General features: G+C 73.4%; 16 protein-coding genes. 11 read left to right on the top strand and 5 right to left on the bottom strand.

Translation table 11 applies throughout. The features are described 5' to 3' along the window. Positions 1 to 212 precede the first annotated feature (212 nt). Positions 213 to 1,208, bottom strand: coding sequence for an AraC family transcriptional regulator (locus B0I28_RS18365; RefSeq protein ID WP_106365297.1), 996 nt, complete (start codon positions 1,206 to 1,208; stop codon positions 213 to 215). Positions 1,209 to 1,359: 151 nt separating this feature from the next. On the opposite strand from B0I28_RS18365, the gene B0I28_RS18360 reads away from it, so the two are divergent. From B0I28_RS18360 to B0I28_RS18350, 3 genes are all read left to right on the top strand, one after another. Next, a complete protein-coding gene (locus B0I28_RS18360; RefSeq protein WP_181245853.1) occupies positions 1,360 to 2,142 on the top strand; it encodes an IclR family transcriptional regulator in 783 nt (260 codons plus the stop codon). 254 nt (positions 2,143 to 2,396) lie between these two features. Then, complete coding sequence (locus B0I28_RS18355; protein ID WP_106365295.1) at positions 2,397 to 3,464, top strand: glycosyltransferase family protein; 1,068 nt, start codon at positions 2,397 to 2,399, stop codon at positions 3,462 to 3,464. Between the two features lie 4 nt (positions 3,465 to 3,468). Then, positions 3,469 to 4,674, top strand: a complete 1,206-nt coding sequence (locus B0I28_RS18350) for an MFS transporter (RefSeq protein WP_106365294.1) — start codon at positions 3,469 to 3,471, stop codon at positions 4,672 to 4,674. Here B0I28_RS18350 and B0I28_RS18345 read toward each other — a convergent pair. Next, the gene (locus B0I28_RS18345) at positions 4,649 to 5,527 is read right to left on the bottom strand and encodes a helix-turn-helix transcriptional regulator (RefSeq protein ID WP_181245852.1); all 879 of its coding nucleotides are present in this window, start codon (positions 5,525 to 5,527) and stop codon (positions 4,649 to 4,651) included. The genes B0I28_RS18350 and B0I28_RS18345 overlap by 26 nt on opposite strands. A 56-nt stretch (positions 5,528 to 5,583) precedes the next feature. Here B0I28_RS18345 and B0I28_RS18340 point away from each other — a divergent pair, with 56 nt between their 5' ends. Genes B0I28_RS18340 through B0I28_RS18325 form a run of 4 tightly spaced genes read left to right on the top strand, consistent with a single transcriptional unit; the run spans position 5,584 to position 10,381 of the window. Continuing rightward, positions 5,584 to 7,203: an FAD-dependent oxidoreductase gene (locus B0I28_RS18340; RefSeq protein ID WP_106365292.1), complete on the top strand. Its 1,620-nt coding sequence runs from the start codon at positions 5,584 to 5,586 to the stop codon at positions 7,201 to 7,203. A gap of 39 nt (positions 7,204 to 7,242) precedes the next feature. Next, positions 7,243 to 8,565: an ABC transporter substrate-binding protein gene (locus B0I28_RS18335; protein WP_181245851.1), complete on the top strand. Its 1,323-nt coding sequence runs from the start codon at positions 7,243 to 7,245 to the stop codon at positions 8,563 to 8,565. A 2-nt stretch (positions 8,566 to 8,567) separates the two neighbouring features. Next, a complete protein-coding gene (locus B0I28_RS18330; RefSeq protein WP_106365290.1) occupies positions 8,568 to 9,542 on the top strand; it encodes a carbohydrate ABC transporter permease in 975 nt (324 codons plus the stop codon). Further along, the gene (locus B0I28_RS18325) at positions 9,539 to 10,381 is read left to right on the top strand and encodes a carbohydrate ABC transporter permease (RefSeq protein WP_181245850.1); all 843 of its coding nucleotides are present in this window, start codon (positions 9,539 to 9,541) and stop codon (positions 10,379 to 10,381) included. The genes B0I28_RS18330 and B0I28_RS18325 overlap by 4 nt, the downstream gene beginning before the upstream one ends. A 25-nt stretch (positions 10,382 to 10,406) precedes the next feature. Here B0I28_RS18325 and B0I28_RS18320 read toward each other — a convergent pair whose 3' ends face one another. Further along, complete coding sequence (locus B0I28_RS18320; protein WP_106365288.1) at positions 10,407 to 11,180, bottom strand: hypothetical protein; 774 nt, start codon at positions 11,178 to 11,180, stop codon at positions 10,407 to 10,409. Positions 11,181 to 11,520: 340 nt separating this feature from the next. On the opposite strand from B0I28_RS18320, the gene B0I28_RS27345 reads away from it, so the two are divergent. Beyond that, positions 11,521 to 13,011 carry a DUF5979 domain-containing protein gene (locus B0I28_RS27345; RefSeq protein WP_181245849.1) on the top strand — a complete coding sequence of 497 codons (1,491 nt, stop codon included), beginning with the start codon at positions 11,521 to 11,523 and terminating at the stop codon, positions 13,009 to 13,011. Positions 13,012 to 13,193: 182 nt separating this feature from the next. Here B0I28_RS27345 and B0I28_RS18310 read toward each other — a convergent pair whose 3' ends face one another. Further along, positions 13,194 to 15,440 (bottom strand): hypothetical protein, encoded by a 2,247-nt coding sequence (locus tag B0I28_RS18310; protein ID WP_106365287.1) that lies wholly within the window; start codon positions 15,438 to 15,440, stop codon positions 13,194 to 13,196. A 14-nt stretch (positions 15,441 to 15,454) separates the two neighbouring features. Continuing rightward, a complete protein-coding gene (locus B0I28_RS18305) occupies positions 15,455 to 16,825 on the bottom strand; it encodes a hypothetical protein (protein WP_106365286.1) in 1,371 nt (456 codons plus the stop codon). Positions 16,826 to 16,994: 169 nt separating this feature from the next. Here B0I28_RS18305 and B0I28_RS18300 point away from each other — a divergent pair, with 169 nt between their 5' ends. From B0I28_RS18300 to B0I28_RS18290, 3 genes are all read left to right on the top strand, one after another. Further along, positions 16,995 to 17,978 (top strand): hypothetical protein, encoded by a 984-nt coding sequence (locus B0I28_RS18300; protein WP_106365285.1) that lies wholly within the window; start codon positions 16,995 to 16,997, stop codon positions 17,976 to 17,978. 316 nt (positions 17,979 to 18,294) lie between these two features. Further along, on the top strand, positions 18,295 to 19,551 hold the full coding sequence (locus B0I28_RS18295; protein WP_106365284.1) for an MFS transporter: 1,257 nt from the start codon (positions 18,295 to 18,297) through the stop codon (positions 19,549 to 19,551). Further along, the gene (locus B0I28_RS18290) at positions 19,551 to 20,186 is read left to right on the top strand and encodes a hypothetical protein (protein WP_146148156.1); all 636 of its coding nucleotides are present in this window, start codon (positions 19,551 to 19,553) and stop codon (positions 20,184 to 20,186) included. The genes B0I28_RS18295 and B0I28_RS18290 overlap by 1 nt, the downstream gene beginning before the upstream one ends. Positions 20,187 to 20,193 lie beyond the last annotated feature (7 nt).

Here is a 20,193-nt window from a genome sequence, read left to right as displayed (position 1 = left end):
GGCGAACACCTGCCGATGGCGTTCACCCGGGAAGCGCGAATGGCGCTGAATGTCCATTCCTGGAACCCTAAGCGGGCGCGGGGCTCCGCGCATTGCAGCAGAACCCCGGCTTCGGGGTAGGGCTAGCTGTACCCGCCGGGTCGCGCCAGCTTCCGCCGCCGGGCCTCCCCGCGAGCTGAGCAGCGGGTCCGCCCGGCCGCGGGCCGCGCCGGTCAGCGGTCGGCGCGGCGCTGGAGGGTGGTGGAGGGCGGCTCGCCGAAGCGGCGGCGGTAGTCGGCGGCGAAGCGGCCGAGGTTGGTGAAGCCGAGCTGGATGGCGATGGCGGTGACGGTGGCGCCCTCGCCGGGGTCGGCGGCGCGGAGGCGGTCCTTGGCGCGCTGGAGGCGGACGCCGCGCAGGTACTCCATCGGGGTGGTGCCGAGGCGCTTGCGGAAGCCCGCGTGGAGGGCCCGGGTGCTCGTGTTGGCGTGCCGGGCCAGCTCGGCGACGGTCCAGTTGCGGTGGGGGAGGCGTTCGAGGAGGTCGGCGGCGCGGCGCATCCAGTCGGGGCCGGGCGGGGACCCGCCGTCCCACAGGCGCTCGGAGTGGTTGTGCGGCAAGGCGAGCAGGAGCCCGGTGAGCAGGCCGCGCTCGGCCGCCGCCAGCGCGGCCGGGTGCCTGAGCAGCGGCGCGGGCGAGTCCAGGTCCTCGATCAGGTGGTCGACCGCGGCCAGCCAGCCCGCGGCCGGGCGCTCCCAGGCGTCGACCCCGCGGGCGAAGCGCAGCGGCGGATCGGGCGCCTCGGCCGTCCACGACTCGAACTCGGCGTCGAGCGCGGCCCGCTCGACGCCGACGACCGTCATCGCGCAGCCCGGCTCCCAGTCGATGCGCAGTTCCGCGCCAGGGGACGCCACCGCGGCAGTCCCGGGCGCGACCGCGACCTCCTTTGGTCCGAAGTGGAACACCGCGCGCCCGGCCAGCGGATGCGCCACCAGGTAGCCGTCGTTCGCCTCCACCGCCATCTCGACGCCCGCCCCGTACGCGAGCACGCTGACGCGCACCGCCCCGACCGCGGCCGAGTGCAGCACCGCGTCGAAGCTGCCTTCGTTGCGGCGCAGGCGATGCGGGAACAGGATCCGGGACGCCTCGGCGCGGGCGGCCTCGGGATCGGAGGTGCGGAACACGCGGTGGCCCGCGAGCGGCAGGGGCTGCGTAGAATCAGTGCCCATCGCTTAACTATCGGTGACCGCGCGGCCGAGGGCAATCGCCGCGCGGCCCGCGAATCCAAGATAGTGAGAACGGTTCCACGGCACGGGGGCGGAACCGCCGCCAGCGACCGCGCCAGCGCCGGTGCGACCAGCGATCCCCTTTGGAGCAGCCGTGGCGCCTGTCCCCGCCCCGACCGGCGGTCCCCCCGCCCTCCGCAGCCCCGACCGGGTGCTGCGCCTCGTCGAGCAGCTCAGCCGGAACCCCCAGGGGCTCACGGCGAAGCAGCTCGCCCGCCGCACGGGCATCCCGCTCAAGACCGTCTACCACCACCTCCGCACGGTCATCGACCGCCAGTGGGCCTGGCGCGGCGAGGACGGCCGCCACTACTTCCGGCCCGAGGCCGTCGGCCCGGCCCCCGGCGCCGTGCCGCGGCTCGACCGGGTCCGCCCGGTCCTCGAACGCCTCGCCGCCGGGACCGGCGCCGCCGTGTTCCTCGCGTCGCTGCGCGAGGATCGGCTGGCCGTCGCCGCGCACGCCGCGGCCCCCGGCGCGGTGCCGCTGGACGGGCTCGCCGTGGACCTCCCCGAGGCCGTCCACGCCACCGCCATGGGCCGGGCCCTCCTCGCCGGGCTGCCCGCGCACCAGCGCCGCCGCCTGCTCAAGGAGCAGGGGCTGCGCCCGTTCACCTCCCGCACCGTGCGCGACGCCGACGGCCTGGAGGCCGAGCTGCGCCGCGGCGCCCGGTCCGGCGTGTTCACCGAGACCGGCGAGTACCGCGAGGACGTGGCCTGCGCCGGCGTGATCGTGCGGACCGGCGCCCGCGCCTCCGACGGCCTCGCGCTGGCCGCCGCGGTGCCGGCCGGCCTGCCGCAGGCCCGCAGGCGCGAGGTGGACCGGCGGCTGCGCCTGGCGGCGGCCGACCTCGTGCCGATCCTCATCCCCGAGATCGACTGAATAGACATAGTAGACTATGTAGATCAATAGTTTCCCTGGTAGAAGCCCCGCTGTTACCGGCAGTTCAACGCACCGATTCCATTGTGTTGATGCAGGATCCGGCCCGCACAACGGCTCTCAGTGGACAGCGGGCCCGTCGCACCCGGCCATACGCTCGAAGCAAGATCCGGGTCCCCGCGGCCGTGAAGGTTCCGACAACGGCGTCCCGCAGGGGGGCCCGGACCGCGCCAGCCATGCGAGAAGGGAAGCGCACCGTGCAGATCACGCGAAGCGCCAACGGAACCGACGCCACCGACACCCACCGGGCCGCCGCAGGACGCGCGGCGCCCCCGGCCGCCACACCCGCTCCCGAACGGAGCCACCGCGAACTCGCCGAGCTCCTCGAACGCGTGAACGTCGTCGCGGTCTGCGAGAGCAACGACATGCGCAACGTCGGCGACCACTGGTCCGCCGCCGGCCGCACCGTCCAATGGGTCCAGCGCCTCGGCGGGACCATCAGCCTCTACGAGGCCGCGTCGTTCCAGCGCCTGGGCAAGCACTCCCCGCTCCAGGGCAAGCTCGTCGTCGTCGGCGGGAGCGGACTCGTCGGCCCCGGCCGCTTCGAGTCCTGCGTGGAGTCCATCTTCGAGCAGCGCCCCGCGGCCGTGGCGCTGTGGGGCATCGGCCACAACGTCCAGGCCGGCGTCCACCGCGACCCGACCTCCGGCTGGCGCAGGCGCGTCCTCAAGGACGGCGTCACCCGGCTCTGGCCCGAGTGGCTCGCCCGCGCCGACGCCGTCGGCGTCCGCGACTGGGACGCGGGCCTGCCGTGGGTCCCGTGCGCCAGCGCCATGCTCCCGGTCTTCGACGAGCTGCGGGACATCGAGCCCGAGCACGAGTTCGTGGTCCTCAACCACTACGAGCGCGGCATCGACACCGCGCAGGCCCGCGCCGCCGGACGCGACTTCGAGCACCTCACCAACAACACCGAGGACCTCCGCGGCACCCTCGCGCGCCTCGCCGCCGCCAAGGTCGTCGTGTCGAACTCCTACCACGCCCTGTACTGGGCGCTCCTGCTCGGCCGCGGCGCGGTCGCCGTGGAGCCCAACTCGACCCGCTTCCACGGCTTCCGGTGGCCGATCTCGTACGCGAGCCAGGCCGACTGGCTCATCGCCGTCGAGCACGCCCGCCCGGCCCCCGAAGCGCTCGACCAGGCCCGCGAGGCGAACCTGGAGTTCTCCGAGCGGGTCCTCCAGATCGGACGGAGCCTCGGCCTCGTCCACCCCAGGGAGGCGGTCAACCCGGGCCTCGGCGTCCCGGTCGACCCGGTCCCGGGCGCCTGAGCCCGTGTCGGACGCGCTCCGGCTCCTGCGCGACCGGGCGCTGCGGAGGTACTGGTACGGCAGGGTCCTCTCCCTCGCCGCCGCCTCCGCGGCCCTGGTCGCCACCCCCGTCCTCCTGTACCAGCAGACCGGCTCGCCCCTGTGGGTCTCCGCGCTCGTCGCCGTCCAGGGCCTGCCGTACCTGATCCTCGGCCCGGTCGCGGGCGCCGTCGCCGACCGCTGCGACCGGGCCGCGCTCCTGCGCGCCGCCGAGCTCGCCACCGCGCTCGCGCTCGCCGCGATCCCCGCCGCGGCCCTCTTCGGCCCCGTCCCGCCGCTCCTGGTCGTCGCCGCGGTCGCAGTGGCGCGCACCGCGTTCGTGTTCGCCGACGCCGCGAACTTCGGCCTCGTCCCGGCCCTCGCGCCTCCCGGCCGGCTCGCCGAGACGACCGCCCTGCTGTTCGCGACGAGCACCGTCGTCGAGATGGTCGGGCCGAGCCTCGTCGGCGCCGCGCTCGCCCTGCTGCCGGTCCCGTACGCGATCGCCGCGGGCGCGGCCGCCTCGGCGCTGGCCCTCGCCTGCTACGCCGCGGCGGGCCTGCCGGGCGCGGAGCGGGCCGAGGGGCCCTCGTCGGGCCTGTACCGCGACATCGCGGACGGGGCGCGCTGGCTGCTCGCGCACCGGCCGGTCCGGTCCACCATCGCGCTCGGCGTCGCCGTGGCGGTCAGCCAGGGCGTGTTCGTGTCCCAGGCCGTCCCGTGGGCCGCGGAGCGGCTCGGCGCGGGCGGGGACGGCTCGGTCGCCGGGCTGCTGTTCACCGCCTGGGCGGTCGGCGGGCTCGCGGCCACTGCCGCAGTGCCTGCGCTGGCCCGCCGCACGGGGCAGCGGCCGGTCGCGTTCGGCGCCATGTGGATCGCGGCGGCGGGAGCGGTCGGCTGCGCGTTCGCGGTCGGCGTACCCGCGGCGGTGGCCGCGAGCGTGGTCTGGGGCCTGGGCTACCTCGCGGTGGTGCTCGCGGCGGTCGTGTGGCGCCAGCTCAGCACCCCGGACCGGCTGCGGTCGCGGGTGAACACGGCCGCCCGGATGGCCGCCTACGGCGTCGGCTACCCGCTCGGCGGCGTGCTCGGCGGCTGGGCGGCGACGGCGGCCGGGCCGCACGTGGCGATGGGCGGCGCGGGCGCGGTCGTCGCGGGCGTGGCGGTCGTCAGCCTGTCCGGTCTGCGGCGGTGAGCGCCTCGGGCGCGGTGCGCGCGGTGGACGTGCGCAGCTCGGTGGGGGACAGGCCCGTGGCGTCCTTGATCTTCCGCGCGAAGTGGAAGCTCGTCTTGAAGCCGCAGCGCACGGCGATCGAGCCGACCGGGAGCCCAGTCGAGGTCAGCAGCTCGACGCCGAGGGAGATGCGGCGGTCCCACAGGTACCGCACCGGGGTGGTGTCCATGTGGGCGTTGAACATCCGCACGAGATGGCCGGGGGTGACCGCGGCGGCGGCCGCGATGTCGGCGAGCGTGACCGGCTCGTCGAGGTGCCGGTGGATGAACATGCGGGCGTCCTCGATGGGCTGCGGCAGGGCCGCCGGGAGGTTCCGGAACTCGGCGATGAACCGCCACAGCAGGGCCGTGGCGAGCGCGTCGACCAGGGCCCCGTCGGCGGTGAGCCGGGTCTGCTCGGTGACGACGGCCTCGCGCGCCAGGTAGGTCAGCGCCGACGACAGGGTCCTGGTGGGGCGCAGGGAGGTCAGCCAGGCGCGCATCCGGTCGGTGGCGCCCTCCATGCGGCCGCGGACGAGGGTCTCGCGGGTGTCCTCGTGGGGGTCGAAGCGGATCTGCTCGGTGTGGCCGGGCAGGAGCAGGCAGATCTGCCCGGCGGGGACGGTGCGGGGCTCGCCGCCGTCGATGCGCACGGTCATCGACCCGGCGTGGACCAGCATGAGCTGCACCTCCTGCTGGAGGCGGGGGCCGATGCGCGACCCGGCGGGCTGCACGAGCTGGCGGGCGGTCGCGTCGGCCATGCGCAGCCGCCGCGACTGCGCATCGAACGACTGCGCATCGAACCGCGCTCGGAAGCCGTCATCAATCTCAGACACAGACCAGCATATTACAGCCATGTAAATACAGGATGAATCCTGATGTCATGGATCACATGAGCGAACCTGAGACACACCTGCTCGTGGTCGGCGGCGGCGTCGGCGGGCTCATGGCGGCCGTCGCCGCCGCCCGCCGCGGCCTGCACGTCACCCTCACCGAGCCCACCGACTGGATCGGCGGCGTCCTCACCACGCAGGCCGTGCCCCCGGACGAGCACGTCTGGATCGAGCGGTTCGGCTGCACCGCGACCTACCGGGCCTACCGGGAGGGCGTGCGCGAGTACTACCGGCGCCACTACCCGCTGACCGAGACCGCCCGGACCCGCCGCGCCTTCAACCCCGGCGGCGCGAAGGTCTCCGACCTGTGCCACGAGCCGCGCGTGACCCTCGCCGTCCTCGAAGCGATGATCGCCCCACTGCGGGCCTCCGGGCGGCTGCGCGTCCTCATGGAGCACGCGCCCGTCGCCGCGGAGACCGACGGCGACCGCATCGTCTCCGTCACCGTCGAGGACCGGCGCACCGGCGCCCGCCGCGTCATCGCCGCCCCGTGGGTCGTCGACGCCACCGAGACCGGCGACCTCCTCCCGCTCGCGGGCGTCGAGCACGTCGCCGGCGCGGAGTCCCGGGCCGAGACCGGCGAGCCGCACGCCCCCGCGGCCGCCGACCCGCTCAACATGCAGCCGGTGTCGGTGTGCTTCGCGCTCGACCATCGGCCCGGCGAGGACCACGTCATCGACCGGCCCGACGCCTACGAGAAGTTCAAGTCCGCCGGGGCCGTCGACTGGCCCGACGGGCAGCTCTCCCTCACCGCCCCGCACCCCAAGACCCGCCGCCCCGTGCAGCACATGTTCCTCCCCAACCCCGACGGCGACCCCGCCGACCTGCGGCCCGACTACGCCGACCAGCGGGTCGGATCGATGGACCGGAACCTGTGGACGTTCCGGCGCATCGCCGCCCGCGGGAACTTCCTCCCCGGCGCCTACCCCAGCGACGTCACGCTCGTGAACTGGCCGCAGATGGACTACTGGGGCGGCCCCGTATTCGACCACCCCGAGGCCGACGCGCACCTGGCCGCCGCGCGTGAGCTGAGCCGGTCCTTCCTGTACTGGCTCCAGACCGAGGCCCCGCGGCCCGACGGCGGCACCGGCTGGCCCGGCCTGCGCCTGCGCGGCGACCTCCTGGGCGACACCGAGGACGGCCTCGCGAAGGCCGCGTACATCAGGGAGTCCCGCCGCATCCGCGCCGAGCACACCGTGGTCGAGCAGGAGCTCTCGCTCGACGTGCGCGGGGACGCGGGCGCCGTCGCCCACCCCGACAGCGTCGGCATCGGCATGTACCGCATCGACCTCCACCCCTCCACCGGAGGCGACCCCTACATCGACATCGGCTGCTGCCCGTTCGAGCTGCCGCTCGGCGCGCTGCTGCCCGTGCGCGTCGAGAACCTCCTGCCCGCCGCGAAGAACATCGGCACCACCCACATCACCAACGGCGCCTACCGGATGCCGCTGGTGGAGTGGAACATCGGCGAGGTCGTCGGGCACCTCGTCGCCTTCTGCGCCGCCCGCGGCGCCACCCCCAGGCAGGTCCGCGCCGACGAGGCGCTCCTGGCCGACTTCCAGCGCGAACTCGACGACGCGGGCGTCGAGCGGCACTGGCCGCGCGTCGCGGGCTACTGACCGCGCCACCCCTGCATGCCCATCGAAGGAGACGGCACCATGTCCAAGACGAGCACGACCGCCGCCGCGGCCGCCGCGGCACTCCTGCTGGCGTCCGCCGCGGCCTGCGGCGCCGAGAGCGACACCGGGGAGGTGGTCATCACCTGCGGCACCTGCCAGGAGAGCCCCACCGACCCGTTCCTCCAGTACAACTACGAAGCGGCGCAGCGGTTCAACGAGGAGTTCGCCGGGCGGTACCGCATCGAGACGATCGAGAACGCCAACGCCGGGTCGAGCGACGACCGCCTCCAGTACTACCAGCGGCTCGCCCTCGCCGACGACCTCCCCGACCTGTTCCAGCTCAACTCCGGCGAGATCAAGGCCCTCCAGGAGACCGGCAGGCTCCACGACTTCGCGCCCGCCCTCGACGCCGACCCCGACTGGGCCGGCACGTTCCAGGACCACGCCTTCGACGCCCTCACCGGCGGCGGCGGCGAGGTCTGGGCCATCCCGCAGCAGCGCGACGCCATCGGGATCTACTACAACGCCGACCTCCTCGCCGCCGCCGGATACGACGAGTTCCCGTCCACATGGGACGAATTCGAGTCGCTTGCGGCCGTGCTCGAGAGCGAAGGCAAGACCGCGATCGCCATGGACGGCGACTGGTCCACGATGCTCATGTGGGTCCACCTCATCGGCACCCACCCCGGCGGGGCCGCGTTCCTCGACGAGGGCATCGAGGACGGCGACTGGGGGAGCGACGACGCCGTCGTCGCCGCCACCGAGCGCCTCCGCTCCTGGCACGAAGCGGGCTACGTCAACGCCGACGCGTTCTCCGGGGACTTCCAGAACGCGGCCGCCGCCTACCTCACCGAGGACGCCGCCATGGTCTCCAACGGCCCCTGGTTCGTCGCCACCAACCTCACCACCGACGCGGCCGCCCCCGGCCTCTACGAGAAGACCGGCTACGCGCCCGCACCCGGCTGGGCCGCAGGCGAACGCGGCGCGATCGTCGTCTCCGGCGCCGGCTGGGTCTCCGGCGCGGTCGAGGACCGCGAACTCGAAGCCGTCCACGCCTTCGCCCGCTTCGTCTCCTCACAGGACGAGGTCCTCGCGCAGGCCGCCGCCACCGGCGCCAACCCGCCCGTCGACGTCGACCCCGCCGCCGCCGCCGACGCGGGCCTGGAGCCCCTCGCCACCGGCCTCGTCGAACAGGCCGCCGACCTCGCCTACACCTACCCGCACGCCCGCGTCCACGGCCCGGCCGGCTTCAGCGCCGCCTGGAAGAACCTGTGGCCCGCGTACGTCGAGGGCGACATGGACACCGGCGAATTCCTCCAGCGCCTCGCCGACGACGCCGCGGCGACCGGCCTCGGCGGCTGACGATGAGCACGCCCACGATCCCCCGGCCCCAGATCCTCGGCGCCGGACCCGGCGGCGCGGCCCCGCCCGAGCGCGGGGCCGCACCGCGGCGGCGGACCGCCCGCCGCGCGGGCGGCATCCCGCGCGGCATGCGCCGCGCCGTCGCCCTCTCGCTCCTGCCCGGCCTCGCCCTGTTCGGCACGTTCTTCCTGGTGCCGTTCGCGGTCATGGTCGCCACCGCCTTCGCCGACTGGAGCGGCCTCCGGCTCGACTGGACCGGCCTCGCCAACTACCGGGCGCTCCTCGACGACCCCGTCTTCTTCAAGGCTCTCGGCAACACCGTGTTCTACGCCGCCGCGTCGGTCCTCGTCCAGGTCCCGCTCGGCGTCGCCGTCGGCATGGTCCTCGCGCTCCGGCCCCCCGGGTGGAAGGCGATCCGCACGGTCGTCTTCATCCCGTTCGTGATCTCCGGTGCCGCCTACGCCGTCATCTTCTCCATGTTCTACAACCCCCGTTCCGGGCTGCTGAACAACGCGCTCGCCGCGCTCGGCGTGCGCGGCGACCGCGACTGGCTCTTCGACAGCGCCACCGCCAGATGGGCCGTCGCGGGCACCTTCGTGCTCGTCATCGGCTTCACCGTGGTCCTCGTCATGGCCGAGATCACCTCGATTCCCAAGGAGGTCTACGAGGCCGCCACCGTCGACGGCGCCTCCACCTGGCAGCAGCTCACCCGCATCACACTGCCGTTGCTGCGCAACGTTATCGGCACCGCGATCCTCCTGCGGCTCCTGGTCGACATCGGCATGTTCGACCTCGTCTTCATCCTCACCGCGGGCGGCCCCGACGACGCCACCGCCACCCTCGCCCTCTACGCCTACCGCGCCTACCTCACCGGCGAATGGGGCTACGCCAACGCCGTCGGCACCGTCATCATCGCGATCGGCCTGGTCCTGATCGTCTCGGTCCGCCGGGTCTTCCGCATCGGAGAGCGCACATGACCGCCGCCGCCACCACCCGCCGTCCGCTGTGGACCTGGATCCCGGTCTACGGGTTCCTCGCCGCCGTCGCGCTCCTCGCGCTCGCGCCCACCGCCTGGGTCATGCTCTCCAGCTTCAAGACCGGCAACCAGATCTTCACCGGCGAGGGCCTGTGGCCCGACCCGTTCACCCTCCAGGGCTTCACCGACGTCTTCACCCAGATCCACCTTCACCGCTACCTCCTCAACACGCTGATCTACGCCGTCTTCGGCACCCTCGGGGCCCTCACCGCCGCCTACCTCGCCGCGTACCCCCTGGCCCGGTACGCCTTCGCGGGCCGCAACGCGCTCGTCGCGCTGTTCTCCCTGGCGCTGGCCCTCCCGCTGGTCGGCCTCGCCACCCCGGTGTTCTTCGTCGTGCGCGAACTGGGCCTGTTCGACTCCCGGATCGGCATGGTGGTCTTCTATGCGGCGCTGCAGTTCCCGTTCACCTTCGTGGTCCTGCGCGCCTTCCTCGTCTCGACGCCGCCGGAGCTGGAGGAGGCGGCCATGATGGACGGCGCGGGCTACTTCACCACGATGTTCCGCGTGGTCCTGCCGCTGACCCGGCCCGCGCTCGCCACCGTCTCCGTGGTGGCCTTCGTGAACATCTGGAACGAGTTCTTCTTCGCCAACCTCCTGCTCGTGTCGCAGGAGAACCAGAACGTGCAGCTCGCCCTCGCCGGGTTCAAATCCCAGTTCGGCTTCAACGTCACCGGCGCGGTCACCGGCGCGACGCTCGTCATGCTCGTCCCGGTCCTCCTGTTCCTCCTCCTCCAGCGCCACGTCATCGCGGGCCTGACCGCGGGCGCCGTCAAATGACGCGCGGGGGAGCGCCGCCGGCGCGCTAGACCCAGGTGTAGGTCGTCGCGCTCATCGAGGCGCTGAACCAGGAGTCGCCGTCCTCCGGGACCACCGAGTCGACCGTGACCAGGACGATCCGACCCTCCGTGGTCTTGGTGCACAACACCATCGTCTCCACGAACGGCGCCGCGCTCGGCGCCCACGGGTCGAGGGACCAGCTCATGCCGGTCTGGGACGCGACCACCGCGGAGTCGCAGTCGCCTGCGCTCGGATTCGCGCCCGCGTCGTAGAAGGTGCCCCAGTCACCGCCGGAGTTGTACAGGTAGCTGGTGCCGGTGACCTGGCTGTCGGGGTCGATGTCGCAAGGGTCCCAGACCAGGTCGACGTAGCCGGCCGTGGTCGAGAGGTCGGTGGTCGTCTCGTACCAGACCTCCGGGCTGTACGAGAGATCGTCGAAGTCGTAGAGGTAGCGCAGGCAGGCTCCGTCGCCGTCGAAGTCCGTGCTCAGGGTCATCGTCAGGCCCGCGGACTCCTCGACCCAGCCCGAGGCGTCCTCCCAGGTGTCCTCCTCGGTCCACTCCTGCTCGGTCCACTCCTCTTCGGTGTAGACCTCGTCGGGGTCGTAGTCCTGCGTCGCGTAACCGTAGTCGCCGGTCGTCGCCGTCTCCGCACCGCCGGTCGGCTTGTCCGCATCCGGGCCCACGCCGATCCAGCCGAGCGCCGTGGTCGCGTCCACGACCACGCCCAGCACGAAGGCGCCGCCCACGACGAGGGCGGTCACCTTCTTCCACTCATCCGAGGGAGGGTTCTCGGCCATCTTGCAAGCGTAGCGAAACCGGGCGACCCCCGCTGTCGACGCGAAGGCGGGGACCCGCGCCCCGCCGCGGACGGCCTTCGGACTCCCGTTGCGCGGGAAGCGCACCCGTTGACCGTCCTCAATCGAGTGTCACCTGGAGGGGACAGGGCCGCGGCATTCGGGTGCCAAGGAGGACGGCGTTTCGCACTCAAGGTCGACCCGTGGCCGCCGGGCTCGGCCGGGGCCGCGGCGACTCGCCCCGAGAACCGCAATCGAGGCGTCGCGCGCGCTTAAGGTTCGCCACGGCCCCGGCGCGGCCTCGCGCCGGGGCGTCCGACGGCCCTCCGAACGAAGGAGCACGATGAACAGACACGCCCACCTCTCGCGCCTAGGCGCGATCGCGCTGGCGGCCACGGCCGCCGTCGCCCTCGCGACGCTCGGGACCGGTTCGGCGGCGCTCGCGGCCATGCAGACCGGCCCCCGACTCACCGATCCGGCGGGCCTGTTCACCGAGACGACCCTGGTCGACATCGGCGACGGCACGTCCCTGTCGGGCTTCGACGCACCCGACGACCTCGACCCGCTCGACGGCTACCCGACCACCGTGCCCGCCGGATCGGTCGCGCACGCGGTCTCCTACGCCGGCACGCTCGAAATCGAGGACCCCCAGACCGGGCGGGACGCCCTGGCCTACTGCATCGACCTCAACACCGACACCGAAGCGGGCGTCCACTATGTGCACGGGGAGTGGTCGGAGGCGAACGTGCCGAACCTCGGCTACGTCGAGTACATCCTCCTGAACTACTACCCGACCACCGGCGAGCCCGCCGCGGCCGCGAGCGCCGCGCAGCGCGCCGCGGCCGTGCAGGCCGCGATCTGGTTCTTCACCGACCGGTTCGTCCTCAACGCCGCGACCACCGTCGGCTCGCTCACCGCGGGCATCGTCGCCGACGCCCTCGCCGGCGGCCCCGCCGCCGAACCCGACGGGCCCGAGCTCGCGGTCTCGCCGACGACCATGCCCGCCCCGGACACCGGCGAGATCGTCGGCCCCTTCACCGTCATCGGCGACGGCCCCGCCACGCTCAGAACCGTCGGCGTCGAGGTCTTCACCGACCCCGACGGCGCCGGCGCGCTCGCCGACGGCGACACGGTCGCACCCGGCTCGAAGCTGTGGGCCCGCCTCGTCGCGGGCGAGGACGAGCACGCGTTCATCCTCGACCGGGTCGCCGAGCACCTGGTCGGCACCGTCTACCTCTACGACGGCTCCAACCCCGACCGCGACGAGGCTCAGAAGCTCATCCTCGCCCAGAGCGCCGAACTCGTCTCCCGCGCCGGCGCCGAGCTCACGCCCTACAGCGCGGGCGGCCTGGAGGTCACCAAGCGCATCGACGGGCCCGGCGCGGGCCGCCAGGACGAGATCCTGATCCGCCTGTCCTGCACCGATCCCGCCGGTGAACTCGACCAGGAGCACACCCTGACCGTCCCCGCCGCCGCGCCCGCCGGCGACCACGTGCAGCGCGTCGGCGGCATTCCGGCAGGCAGCGAGTGCACGGTCGCCGAGATCGAGGACGGGAGCAACAGCGAAGTCCGATCGATCGCGACCGAGATCGAGCCCGGGACCGCGACCGTCACCGCGGGCGAGGTCGGGTCCGTGACCGTCGCCAACACCTACGGAGTCTGCGACTCAGGCGGCGACGACTCCGGTGACGACGGCCCGGGCGCCGGACCGGGGGGCTGCCCGTCCGCGCTGCCGAGCACCGGCGGCAAGGTCGCCGCCACCGCGGCGCTCGCCGCCGCGGCGGCGCTCCTGGGCGGCGTCCTGCTGCGGGCCGCCCGGCGCCGGACCGCTTGATTCCGTTGCCCCGCAGGCACGTCGGGACGGCCACCTAATCGGCGGGTTCAGCGGGCGGGGACGGAGGCGCGGACGAGGACGGTGTCCTCTAGCGCCTCCGCCCCGCCCGGTGAGTCCTCCGGGACCTGGACGGAGCCGCCCGAGGGCGGTCCGCCGTCCTCCTCCGCGGAGGCGGCGGGCCGTCAGACGCGCTGGCGGATCTGGTCGATCCGGGTCCGCGCGTAGTCCTGGAGGTTCGCGTCGTTCCGCTTGTGGGCGTTGCGGCTCAGGGTCTCCAGGTGCTCCAGGGCGCCGTCGCGGTCGCCGAGGAGCCGGCAGCACTCGATGAGCAGCTTCCGGTTCTCGTCGGCTACCGCTGGGTCTTCGAGGTTGCCGCGTTCGCGCAGGTCGTCGAGGAGGTCGGCCTTGACCTCCGCGGCGTCGGCCGCGTCGTCGAGGCGGCCCGCGGCGAAGTACGCCTTGGCGAGCCAGTGCCAGTGCACGGCGGGCACGCCGCTGTAGCGCTCCACGGCGATCAGCTCCTCCAGCGCGGGGACGGCCTCGGCTTCCCGGCCCTCGGCGAGCAGGCCCCGGGCCTGCGCGAAGCCGTAGCCCGCCCGCACCACACGCGGTGTGCCAGCAGAGAACCCGGCGATCCGCTCGTCGACTTCGCGGCGGTACGCGGCCGCGGTGCCCGCCTTGGCATGGGCCGCCTCAAGGCAGGAGAACGCGTGGACCGCCTGGGCGGGCCAGTCCGCGTCCAATGCGGCGTCGCGCATCGTCGCGGCCAGCGCGATGACCTGCTCGGACGGCAGCCCCTGCTTCACCGCGAGGTGCACCCGGTGGCCCGCGACGAGGGCGACGACATAGGGGTCGCCGGATTCGGCGGCGTCCGCGGCGGCGCGGGCCAGCGCGCGGTCGACCTCGTCCGGCTCCAGCCCCGTCATGACGTTGGCGTACGCGAACTCGGCGCGCGCGATCGCGCCCTGGTCGGGCAGTTTGCGCAGCAGGTCGCGCATCTGGGTCACGAGCGGTACGGCGTCGTCGAGCCTTCCGTTGTCGGCCATCCACATCGCGGTGTCGCACATGCAGAGCGCGAAGCGGACCCAGTCCTCGTCGTCCTGGTACCGCACGGCCGCCTCGTGCAATGCGGTCCCCTTGTCCGGTCCGCCGCGCAGCAGCGCCTCCAGATGCGCGCGGCGGGCGGCCAGGTGCGCGGGCGGCTCCGCGAGCGCCAGGAGGTGGTCGCCGACGGAGGTGCGCTGGTCGCGGTCGAGGTGCCGCTCGGCGCGGGACAGGATCTCCTCGGGCGGCAGTCCCTCGGGAATGCCGTGGGTGAACCGGTGGCTCGCGGCGCTCATCCTGACGTCGGCGACCGGTCGCGCGGCGAGGCGGGCGCGGACCCGGTCGCCTTGGGACGCGGTGCCGTTGCGCGCGTCGAACCGGGCCGCGAGGTCGAGCGCGATGCGGCGCATCCGTTCGAGCAACTGCGCGGCGTCGACGTACTCGTCGTCGCCCTGTTGCGCCCAGCCGATGGGCTCGTCGCCGCGGCCGGCGTCGACCATCTGCTGCATCAGCACCGCCGTGGCGGCGGCGAAGTCCATCGTTCCGGTGGGGCGGTTCAGGGTCGGGAAGCCCCACATCATCCTGCTGAGCGTTTCGAGGCCCGCGTCGAGGTTCCCGGTGAGCGCGCAGAACTCGATGAGCTTGCCGCTGTACTCGTAGCGGTACACCTCGCGGGTGATGCCGCGGCGGGCGAGCCGGAAGGACCGCCGGGCCTCGGCGTGCAGGCCCAGGCGCGCCAGGGGGAGGAGCATGTCGATGTGCACCGGCACCGGGGGCTCGTCGAGGATCCGCGCGCCGGACAGCACCGGGGCGGCCAGTGCGTGCGCCGCCGCGTCGTCGCCGCGGTCGACGAGCCGGTCGACGTGCACCGCGAGGTCCCACATGCGCGCCGGGTCCGGTCCGCCCGCGGCGGTCCACTGCCGGAAGTACTGCTGCTCCTGCTCCCGGTCGGCGGCGATGTGCGCGACGGCGCGGCGCGTCGCGTACACCTCCGCGAGGTTCGCGCCCGCCGCCCAGAAGCGCCCTTCGACGTCGTCGAGCGCGGCATAGATCTGGGTCAGGCTGAAGACCGGGAACTCGGCCATCGACCGGATGATCCAGCAGTACCAGGAACGCAGCGCCGCCTCTTCGGCCGGGCCGAACTCGTGCCTGCGGTCGTCGTGCTCGGCGAGGCAGCGGGCGAACAGCGGAAAGGCCCGGTCCCATTGCCGCCCGACGCAGTAGGCGTTCGCAAGCGCATGCCGGGCGACGAAGGCGAGCCGGGCGAACCCCCCGGCCTCGGCACCGCTGACGACGTCCTCCAGCTGCGCCTGCTGTATCTCGAAGTCCTCCACCGCCTGTGCAGACTCCAGCGCGGCCCACAGCCGGGGCTCCTGGTGGATCATGCGTCCCCTCTCTTTCAGTTCGAGCCGGCGTTCTTGCCGACCTTGACGTAGCGGGGGCCGTGGAGCGCCGGGCCCCGCTTGGCGCGCAGCACCTGACCGTCCTCGCCTGCCGACCACGCGGGCCGGGTAGGCCAGCGGCGCATCAGCTCGTTGCGAAGCTCCCGGCCGCGCACGTTCGCGATGCCGTTGCCCACCAGTGCGGCGGCGAACAGGCCCGCCGAGACGGCCACCACCAGGAGCGACTCCTCGCGGTACACGGCGAAGACGTCCTCCGAGCCCAGGCCCTTGCCTTCGCCGACCATGTACGCGGACACGCCGAACACCAGGCCGACCCCCGACAGCGCCGCGCCGACCAGTGCCAGCGGGTGCATGCGCCGCTGGGCGTGGTGGGCGAGCAGGTCCTCGGCCGGGCGGCCCGCGCGCGGTTCGGCGAGCTTCGCGAGCAGCTCGGCGCGCTCGGCCCGGCGCCGCCGCCAGTCGACGAGGACGCCGGCGACCGCGAGGAGCGCGGCCAGCGGCAGCAGGACCGCGAAGACCACCAGGCCCCCGGCGAGGAGGCGCTCGATGAAGGAGTTGTAGGTGACCTCGTCGCACTGGGCGCCGGGTCTGGGGGCGGTGCCGCAGCGCATCGTCACCGACGCCTGGAGCGCCACGAATCCCAGGACGAGCAGCACGGCGGCGGCGAAGAGGAGCCGCTCCGCGGGCGTCACGTAGAGCAGCCGCTGCTTGCCCGGCGACCGGAACGACCGCTTCCAGGCGGCCGCCTCGTCGCTGGAGCTCCAGTTCGCGGCGATCAGGGCCTGGCGCCGCTCGTGCGCGGGCGTGAGCCATTTGGGCCCGGCGAAGCCGAGCAGGGCCATGAGCGCGGCGTAGCCGATGAGGAGCCAGAAGAGGAGCACGTCGTCGGAGCTGTCGCCCTCGGCGACCGCGATGCCGAGGCCGATGATCCCGAGGATTCCGGCCATGGCCGCGTTGCCCCACCCGAAGATCGTCAGCTGCGTCGCCGGTTCGCGAGTCACGGCGACGATCTGCTCGGGCGAGGGGACCTCGTACCGGGACGCGCCGCGGGCGGCGGCTTTGACGAGCGCCCTGGAGGTGGTCAGCTCCCGTAGAAAGGTCGCCAGCGCGAACGCGGCCCATGCGGCCAGGGCGAACGCCATGATCATGCCGGCGCTCATACGTGAGAGGTCGTCGATGGCGTGTTCGAGTCCAGGGTCGTTGAACAGGTGCTCCTCGGCGAGGATGCCGCCGATCATCATCAGGACGAAGGCGGAGGCCAGACCGATGAGGAATGCGACCAGGGTGCGGACACCGGTGCGTGCGACCTCGCCGCCCAGACCGACCGGGTATTCGTGCCAATGCCAGGACCGGCCGTCGTCACCCACCGATGAACTCCATTCCCCGAGACGATTTCCGCCGCATCGTACGAAAGGCCCGCCACCGCAGCCCCGCCGCGGTGCGCTCTTGCATCGCGTTCCAGCGGATTCCAACGGCGGCTTGCCGTCCACCGCCGCGGAGGGGAGGGTGCAATGGTCTGGAGAGAGGACCCGTGACATGCCCCTGCGCAAGCCGTCGCGTCGGCGGTCGACCTGGCTGCTGTGCTTCTGGGGCGGCACGGCCGGCGCGTGCGCCGGTCTCGCCGCCTATCTCGTCCTGCTGGCCTACTCCATCACGGGCGAGGCGTACTGGCTCGCCGCCTCCGTCCTGCTCGCATTCGGATTCATGCTGCGGCAGACGGCGAAACGCGCGGTGCGTTCGCTCGAACGGGGCGAATCGGTGACGATCGAGCACGTCGGGCCCGCGGCGGCCTCCTTCATCGAACGGCGCGGCCTGCTCTCCCCGCGGCTCGGTCTCGGCAGCGCCGATCCCGAACCCGGGCTGCACCGGCACGTCCTGCGCGGCGACATCGCGCTCATCGCGACCGGCGCGCTCGTGATCATCCTGGCCCTCGCCGCCTGCACCACGGCGAGCACTGCGACCGGCGCGCGGCAAGGCGAGGAGGAGGACCTCTATTCGACCGACCGGATCCCCGAGTACTACCTGAGTCCGTGCGGCAACGCGGGCTACCCCACCACAGCTGCACCGAGGTACGACGGCCCCGGTCCCCACCCGATCGTGGCCTCGCATGACCCCGAGCACCCCACCGACACCTCTCAGAGGCTGTACTCGGACGATTTCCCCGAGGAGTGGCTCGCCCCGGTCGCCGAGTTGGGGTTTCCCGACGTCGAGCGGTCGCAACTGGTGATCTGCCTGACCGAGATCAGGCGGACCGGCACCGAGCCGACCATGCGCTGCGACTACATCCACATCGTGCTCGACCTGTTCCCCGCCGCTTACACGTTCGAGGTCCGCGAGACCGCCAGCGGCAGGTCGATCGGCGAATTCGACGTCGAAAGCGACGACGGAGGCGACGCGCCGTGCCCGCAATGGGTCAAGTTGTGGCCCGCGGAGGACAACGAGCCCGCCGGGGTGCTGCGCCCCTGGGACGCCGACGCGCTCATCGACGCCGCGGCGCCGTTCGTGCTCGCCGACCTCTGACCCCCCGCCAGCCGCGCACCCCCTGCGACACCGAACCGTGACCCCGCGGCCGCGCGGCCCCGAGCGCCCGCCTCCCGCCGATTGCAACGGATTCCAACGAGTCCTTCCCCTTCGGCCCTCCACTCAGTTCAATGGGCTGCGGCCGAGCGCCCGGGACGCCTCCCGGCCGCTCCGCCGCAGGAAAGGAGATTGCGATGCGCGACCGCGAATACCGCCGCGACAACGACTGGCACTGACCAGGCCGCGAGTCCATGCGCTGGGGCCGGACACGGCCGGCCCCAGCCCCCCTGCTGCGACACCGAAACCGAGGAAGCCCATGCCCGAGCGAACCGCGCGGTACCGCGACGTGCTCGCCGTCGGCGAGTTCCGCGTCCTGTGGCTCGCCCAGCTCCAGTCCCGCATGGGAGACCAGTTCGCGCGCGTCGCCCTCGCGCTCCTGGTCTTCGACCGCACCGGGTCCGCGGCGGTCACCGCGCTCGTCTACGCCATGTCGCTCCTGCCGCCGCTCATCACCGCACCGCTCCTCGCCGGGATCGCCGACCGCCACTCCCGGCGCACCGTCATGACCGTCACCGAGCTCATCCGTGCCGCCCTCAGCGCCCTCATGATCATCCCCGCAGTGCCCCTCCCGATCCTGGCGCTCCTCGTCCTCCTCGTCACCTGCCCGCAGCCGCTGTTCTCCGCCGCCCGCACCGCCACCACCCCGCAAGTCCTCCCGGGGCGGCTCTTCCCCGTCGGCCAAGCGATCATGAGCGGCACCGACAACATCGCGCAGATCCTCGGCTTCACCCTCGGCGGCGCCCTCGTCGCCGCCACCGGCAGCCCCCACCTCGCGATCGCCGTCAACACCCTGACGTTCGCGCTGTCCGCGCTCATGCTCCGGACCGGGCTCGGGCCCCACCTGCCCGACCACGACGGCGTCGCCGAAGAGCGGACCCGCAGCGGCTTCGCCCTCGCGGGCATCCGCTACGTCGCCGGCGACCGCCGCCTCCTCGGGCTCGCCGCGCTCACCTGGCTGTTCGGGTGCTTCGTCGTCCCCGAGGCGCTCGCGGCGCCCTACGCCGCGCAGATCGGCGCCGGGCAGGCCGCCGTCGGCTGGCTCATGGCCGCCGACGTCATCGGCGCCGCCGTCGGCATGCTCCTGGTCGCCCGCCTCGGCCCGACCGCCCGCCGCCGCCTCACCGTGCCGCTCACCGTCGCCACCGGCGTCCCCCTGGTCCTCACTCTCACCGCGCCGAGCCTGCCGGTGACGGTGGCGCTGTGGGCGCTCTCGGGCCTGTTCGGCTCTTACATGGTCCTCGCCCAGACCTCATTCATCGAATCCGTGCCCGACGGCATGCGAGGCAGGGCGATCGGCTTCGCCGCGGCCGGGCTCCAGACCGCCCAGGGGCTCGGCATGGCGCTGGCCGGGCTCCTCGCCTCGGCCCTGTCGCCCGCGATCGCCGTCGCCGCGTGCGGGGCGGTCGGCGCCGCGGCCGGGCTCGCGATCGGCCTGCACGCGAGGATCGGCCGCGACCCCGCCACCGACCGAGGCCCGGCGCCCGCCGCGACGACAGTAGGGAACCTCGCATGATGCCGCCGACCAGAACCGCCTGGAACGCCCAGTCGCCGCTTCCCCCACCGCCGCAGCCGCACCGGCGCCTTTGGGCTGGCGGCGCCGCGGTGGTCGCCGTCGTCGCGATCGCGCTCACCGCCATCCTGGTCGTCGTGTGGCAGGTGAACCCCGCCGGAAGCGGCTCGGGAGCCGAGGTGCTCGCCGACGAGACCTGCGCGGAGTTCGACACCGACGGGTACGCGCCCCTGTTCGGGACCGAACCGGGTTCGTCCGAATCGGACGGCTACACCTCCGGCGGCATCGGCAACCTCACCTGCACGTGGTACCACGAGGGCGCGGACGGCGCGGGCCTGGCCGTCGACGCCTGGACCGACGCCGACTCGGCCGCCCAGTACTGGCTCGACGAGAAGGCATGGTGGACCGAGCAGGCCGACGCCGTCAGCGACTTCGACGGCGCCGGGGAGTCGGGTTTCCTGTACGTGCAGGGGGAGGGCGAGGACCAGCAGAAGCGCCAGATCACCTTCGTGACCGGCCGCCTCACCATCTCGGCCTTCTGCTGGATCGACCCGGCGCAGCAGTCCCCGGATGACGCCGACGCCTACCTCCAAGACCTTGCGGCCCAGGCAGAGCAGATCACCGCCTCGATCGCCTGAGCACGAG

Origin of the sequence: Glycomyces artemisiae (assembly GCF_003002955.1) — a bacterium.
Lineage (GTDB): Bacteria > Actinomycetota > Actinomycetes > Mycobacteriales > Micromonosporaceae > Glycomyces > Glycomyces artemisiae.
This window is presented reverse-complemented; position numbering and strand designations above follow the sequence as displayed.

Excerpts from the sequence above, each read along its gene's own strand:
- B0I28_RS18365 (WP_106365297.1), bottom strand. The coding sequence starts at position 1,208 with ATGGGCACTGATTCTACGCAGCCCCTGCCGCTCGCGGGCCACCGCGTG.
- B0I28_RS18340 (WP_106365292.1), top strand. The coding sequence starts at position 5,584 with ATGAGCGAACCTGAGACACACCTGCTCGTGGTCGGCGGCGGCGTCGGC.
- B0I28_RS18335 (WP_181245851.1), top strand. The coding sequence starts at position 7,243 with ATGTCCAAGACGAGCACGACCGCCGCCGCGGCCGCCGCGGCACTCCTG.
- B0I28_RS18330 (WP_106365290.1), top strand. The coding sequence starts at position 8,568 with ATGAGCACGCCCACGATCCCCCGGCCCCAGATCCTCGGCGCCGGACCC.
- B0I28_RS18325 (WP_181245850.1), top strand. The coding sequence starts at position 9,539 with ATGACCGCCGCCGCCACCACCCGCCGTCCGCTGTGGACCTGGATCCCG.
- B0I28_RS18320 (WP_106365288.1), bottom strand. The coding sequence starts at position 11,180 with ATGGCCGAGAACCCTCCCTCGGATGAGTGGAAGAAGGTGACCGCCCTC.
- B0I28_RS27345 (WP_181245849.1), top strand. The coding sequence starts at position 11,521 with ATGAACAGACACGCCCACCTCTCGCGCCTAGGCGCGATCGCGCTGGCG.
- B0I28_RS18310 (WP_106365287.1), bottom strand. The coding sequence starts at position 15,440 with ATGATCCACCAGGAGCCCCGGCTGTGGGCCGCGCTGGAGTCTGCACAG.
- B0I28_RS18300 (WP_106365285.1), top strand. The coding sequence starts at position 16,995 with ATGCCCCTGCGCAAGCCGTCGCGTCGGCGGTCGACCTGGCTGCTGTGC.
- B0I28_RS18295 (WP_106365284.1), top strand. The coding sequence starts at position 18,295 with ATGCCCGAGCGAACCGCGCGGTACCGCGACGTGCTCGCCGTCGGCGAG.
- B0I28_RS18290 (WP_146148156.1), top strand. The coding sequence starts at position 19,551 with ATGCCGCCGACCAGAACCGCCTGGAACGCCCAGTCGCCGCTTCCCCCA.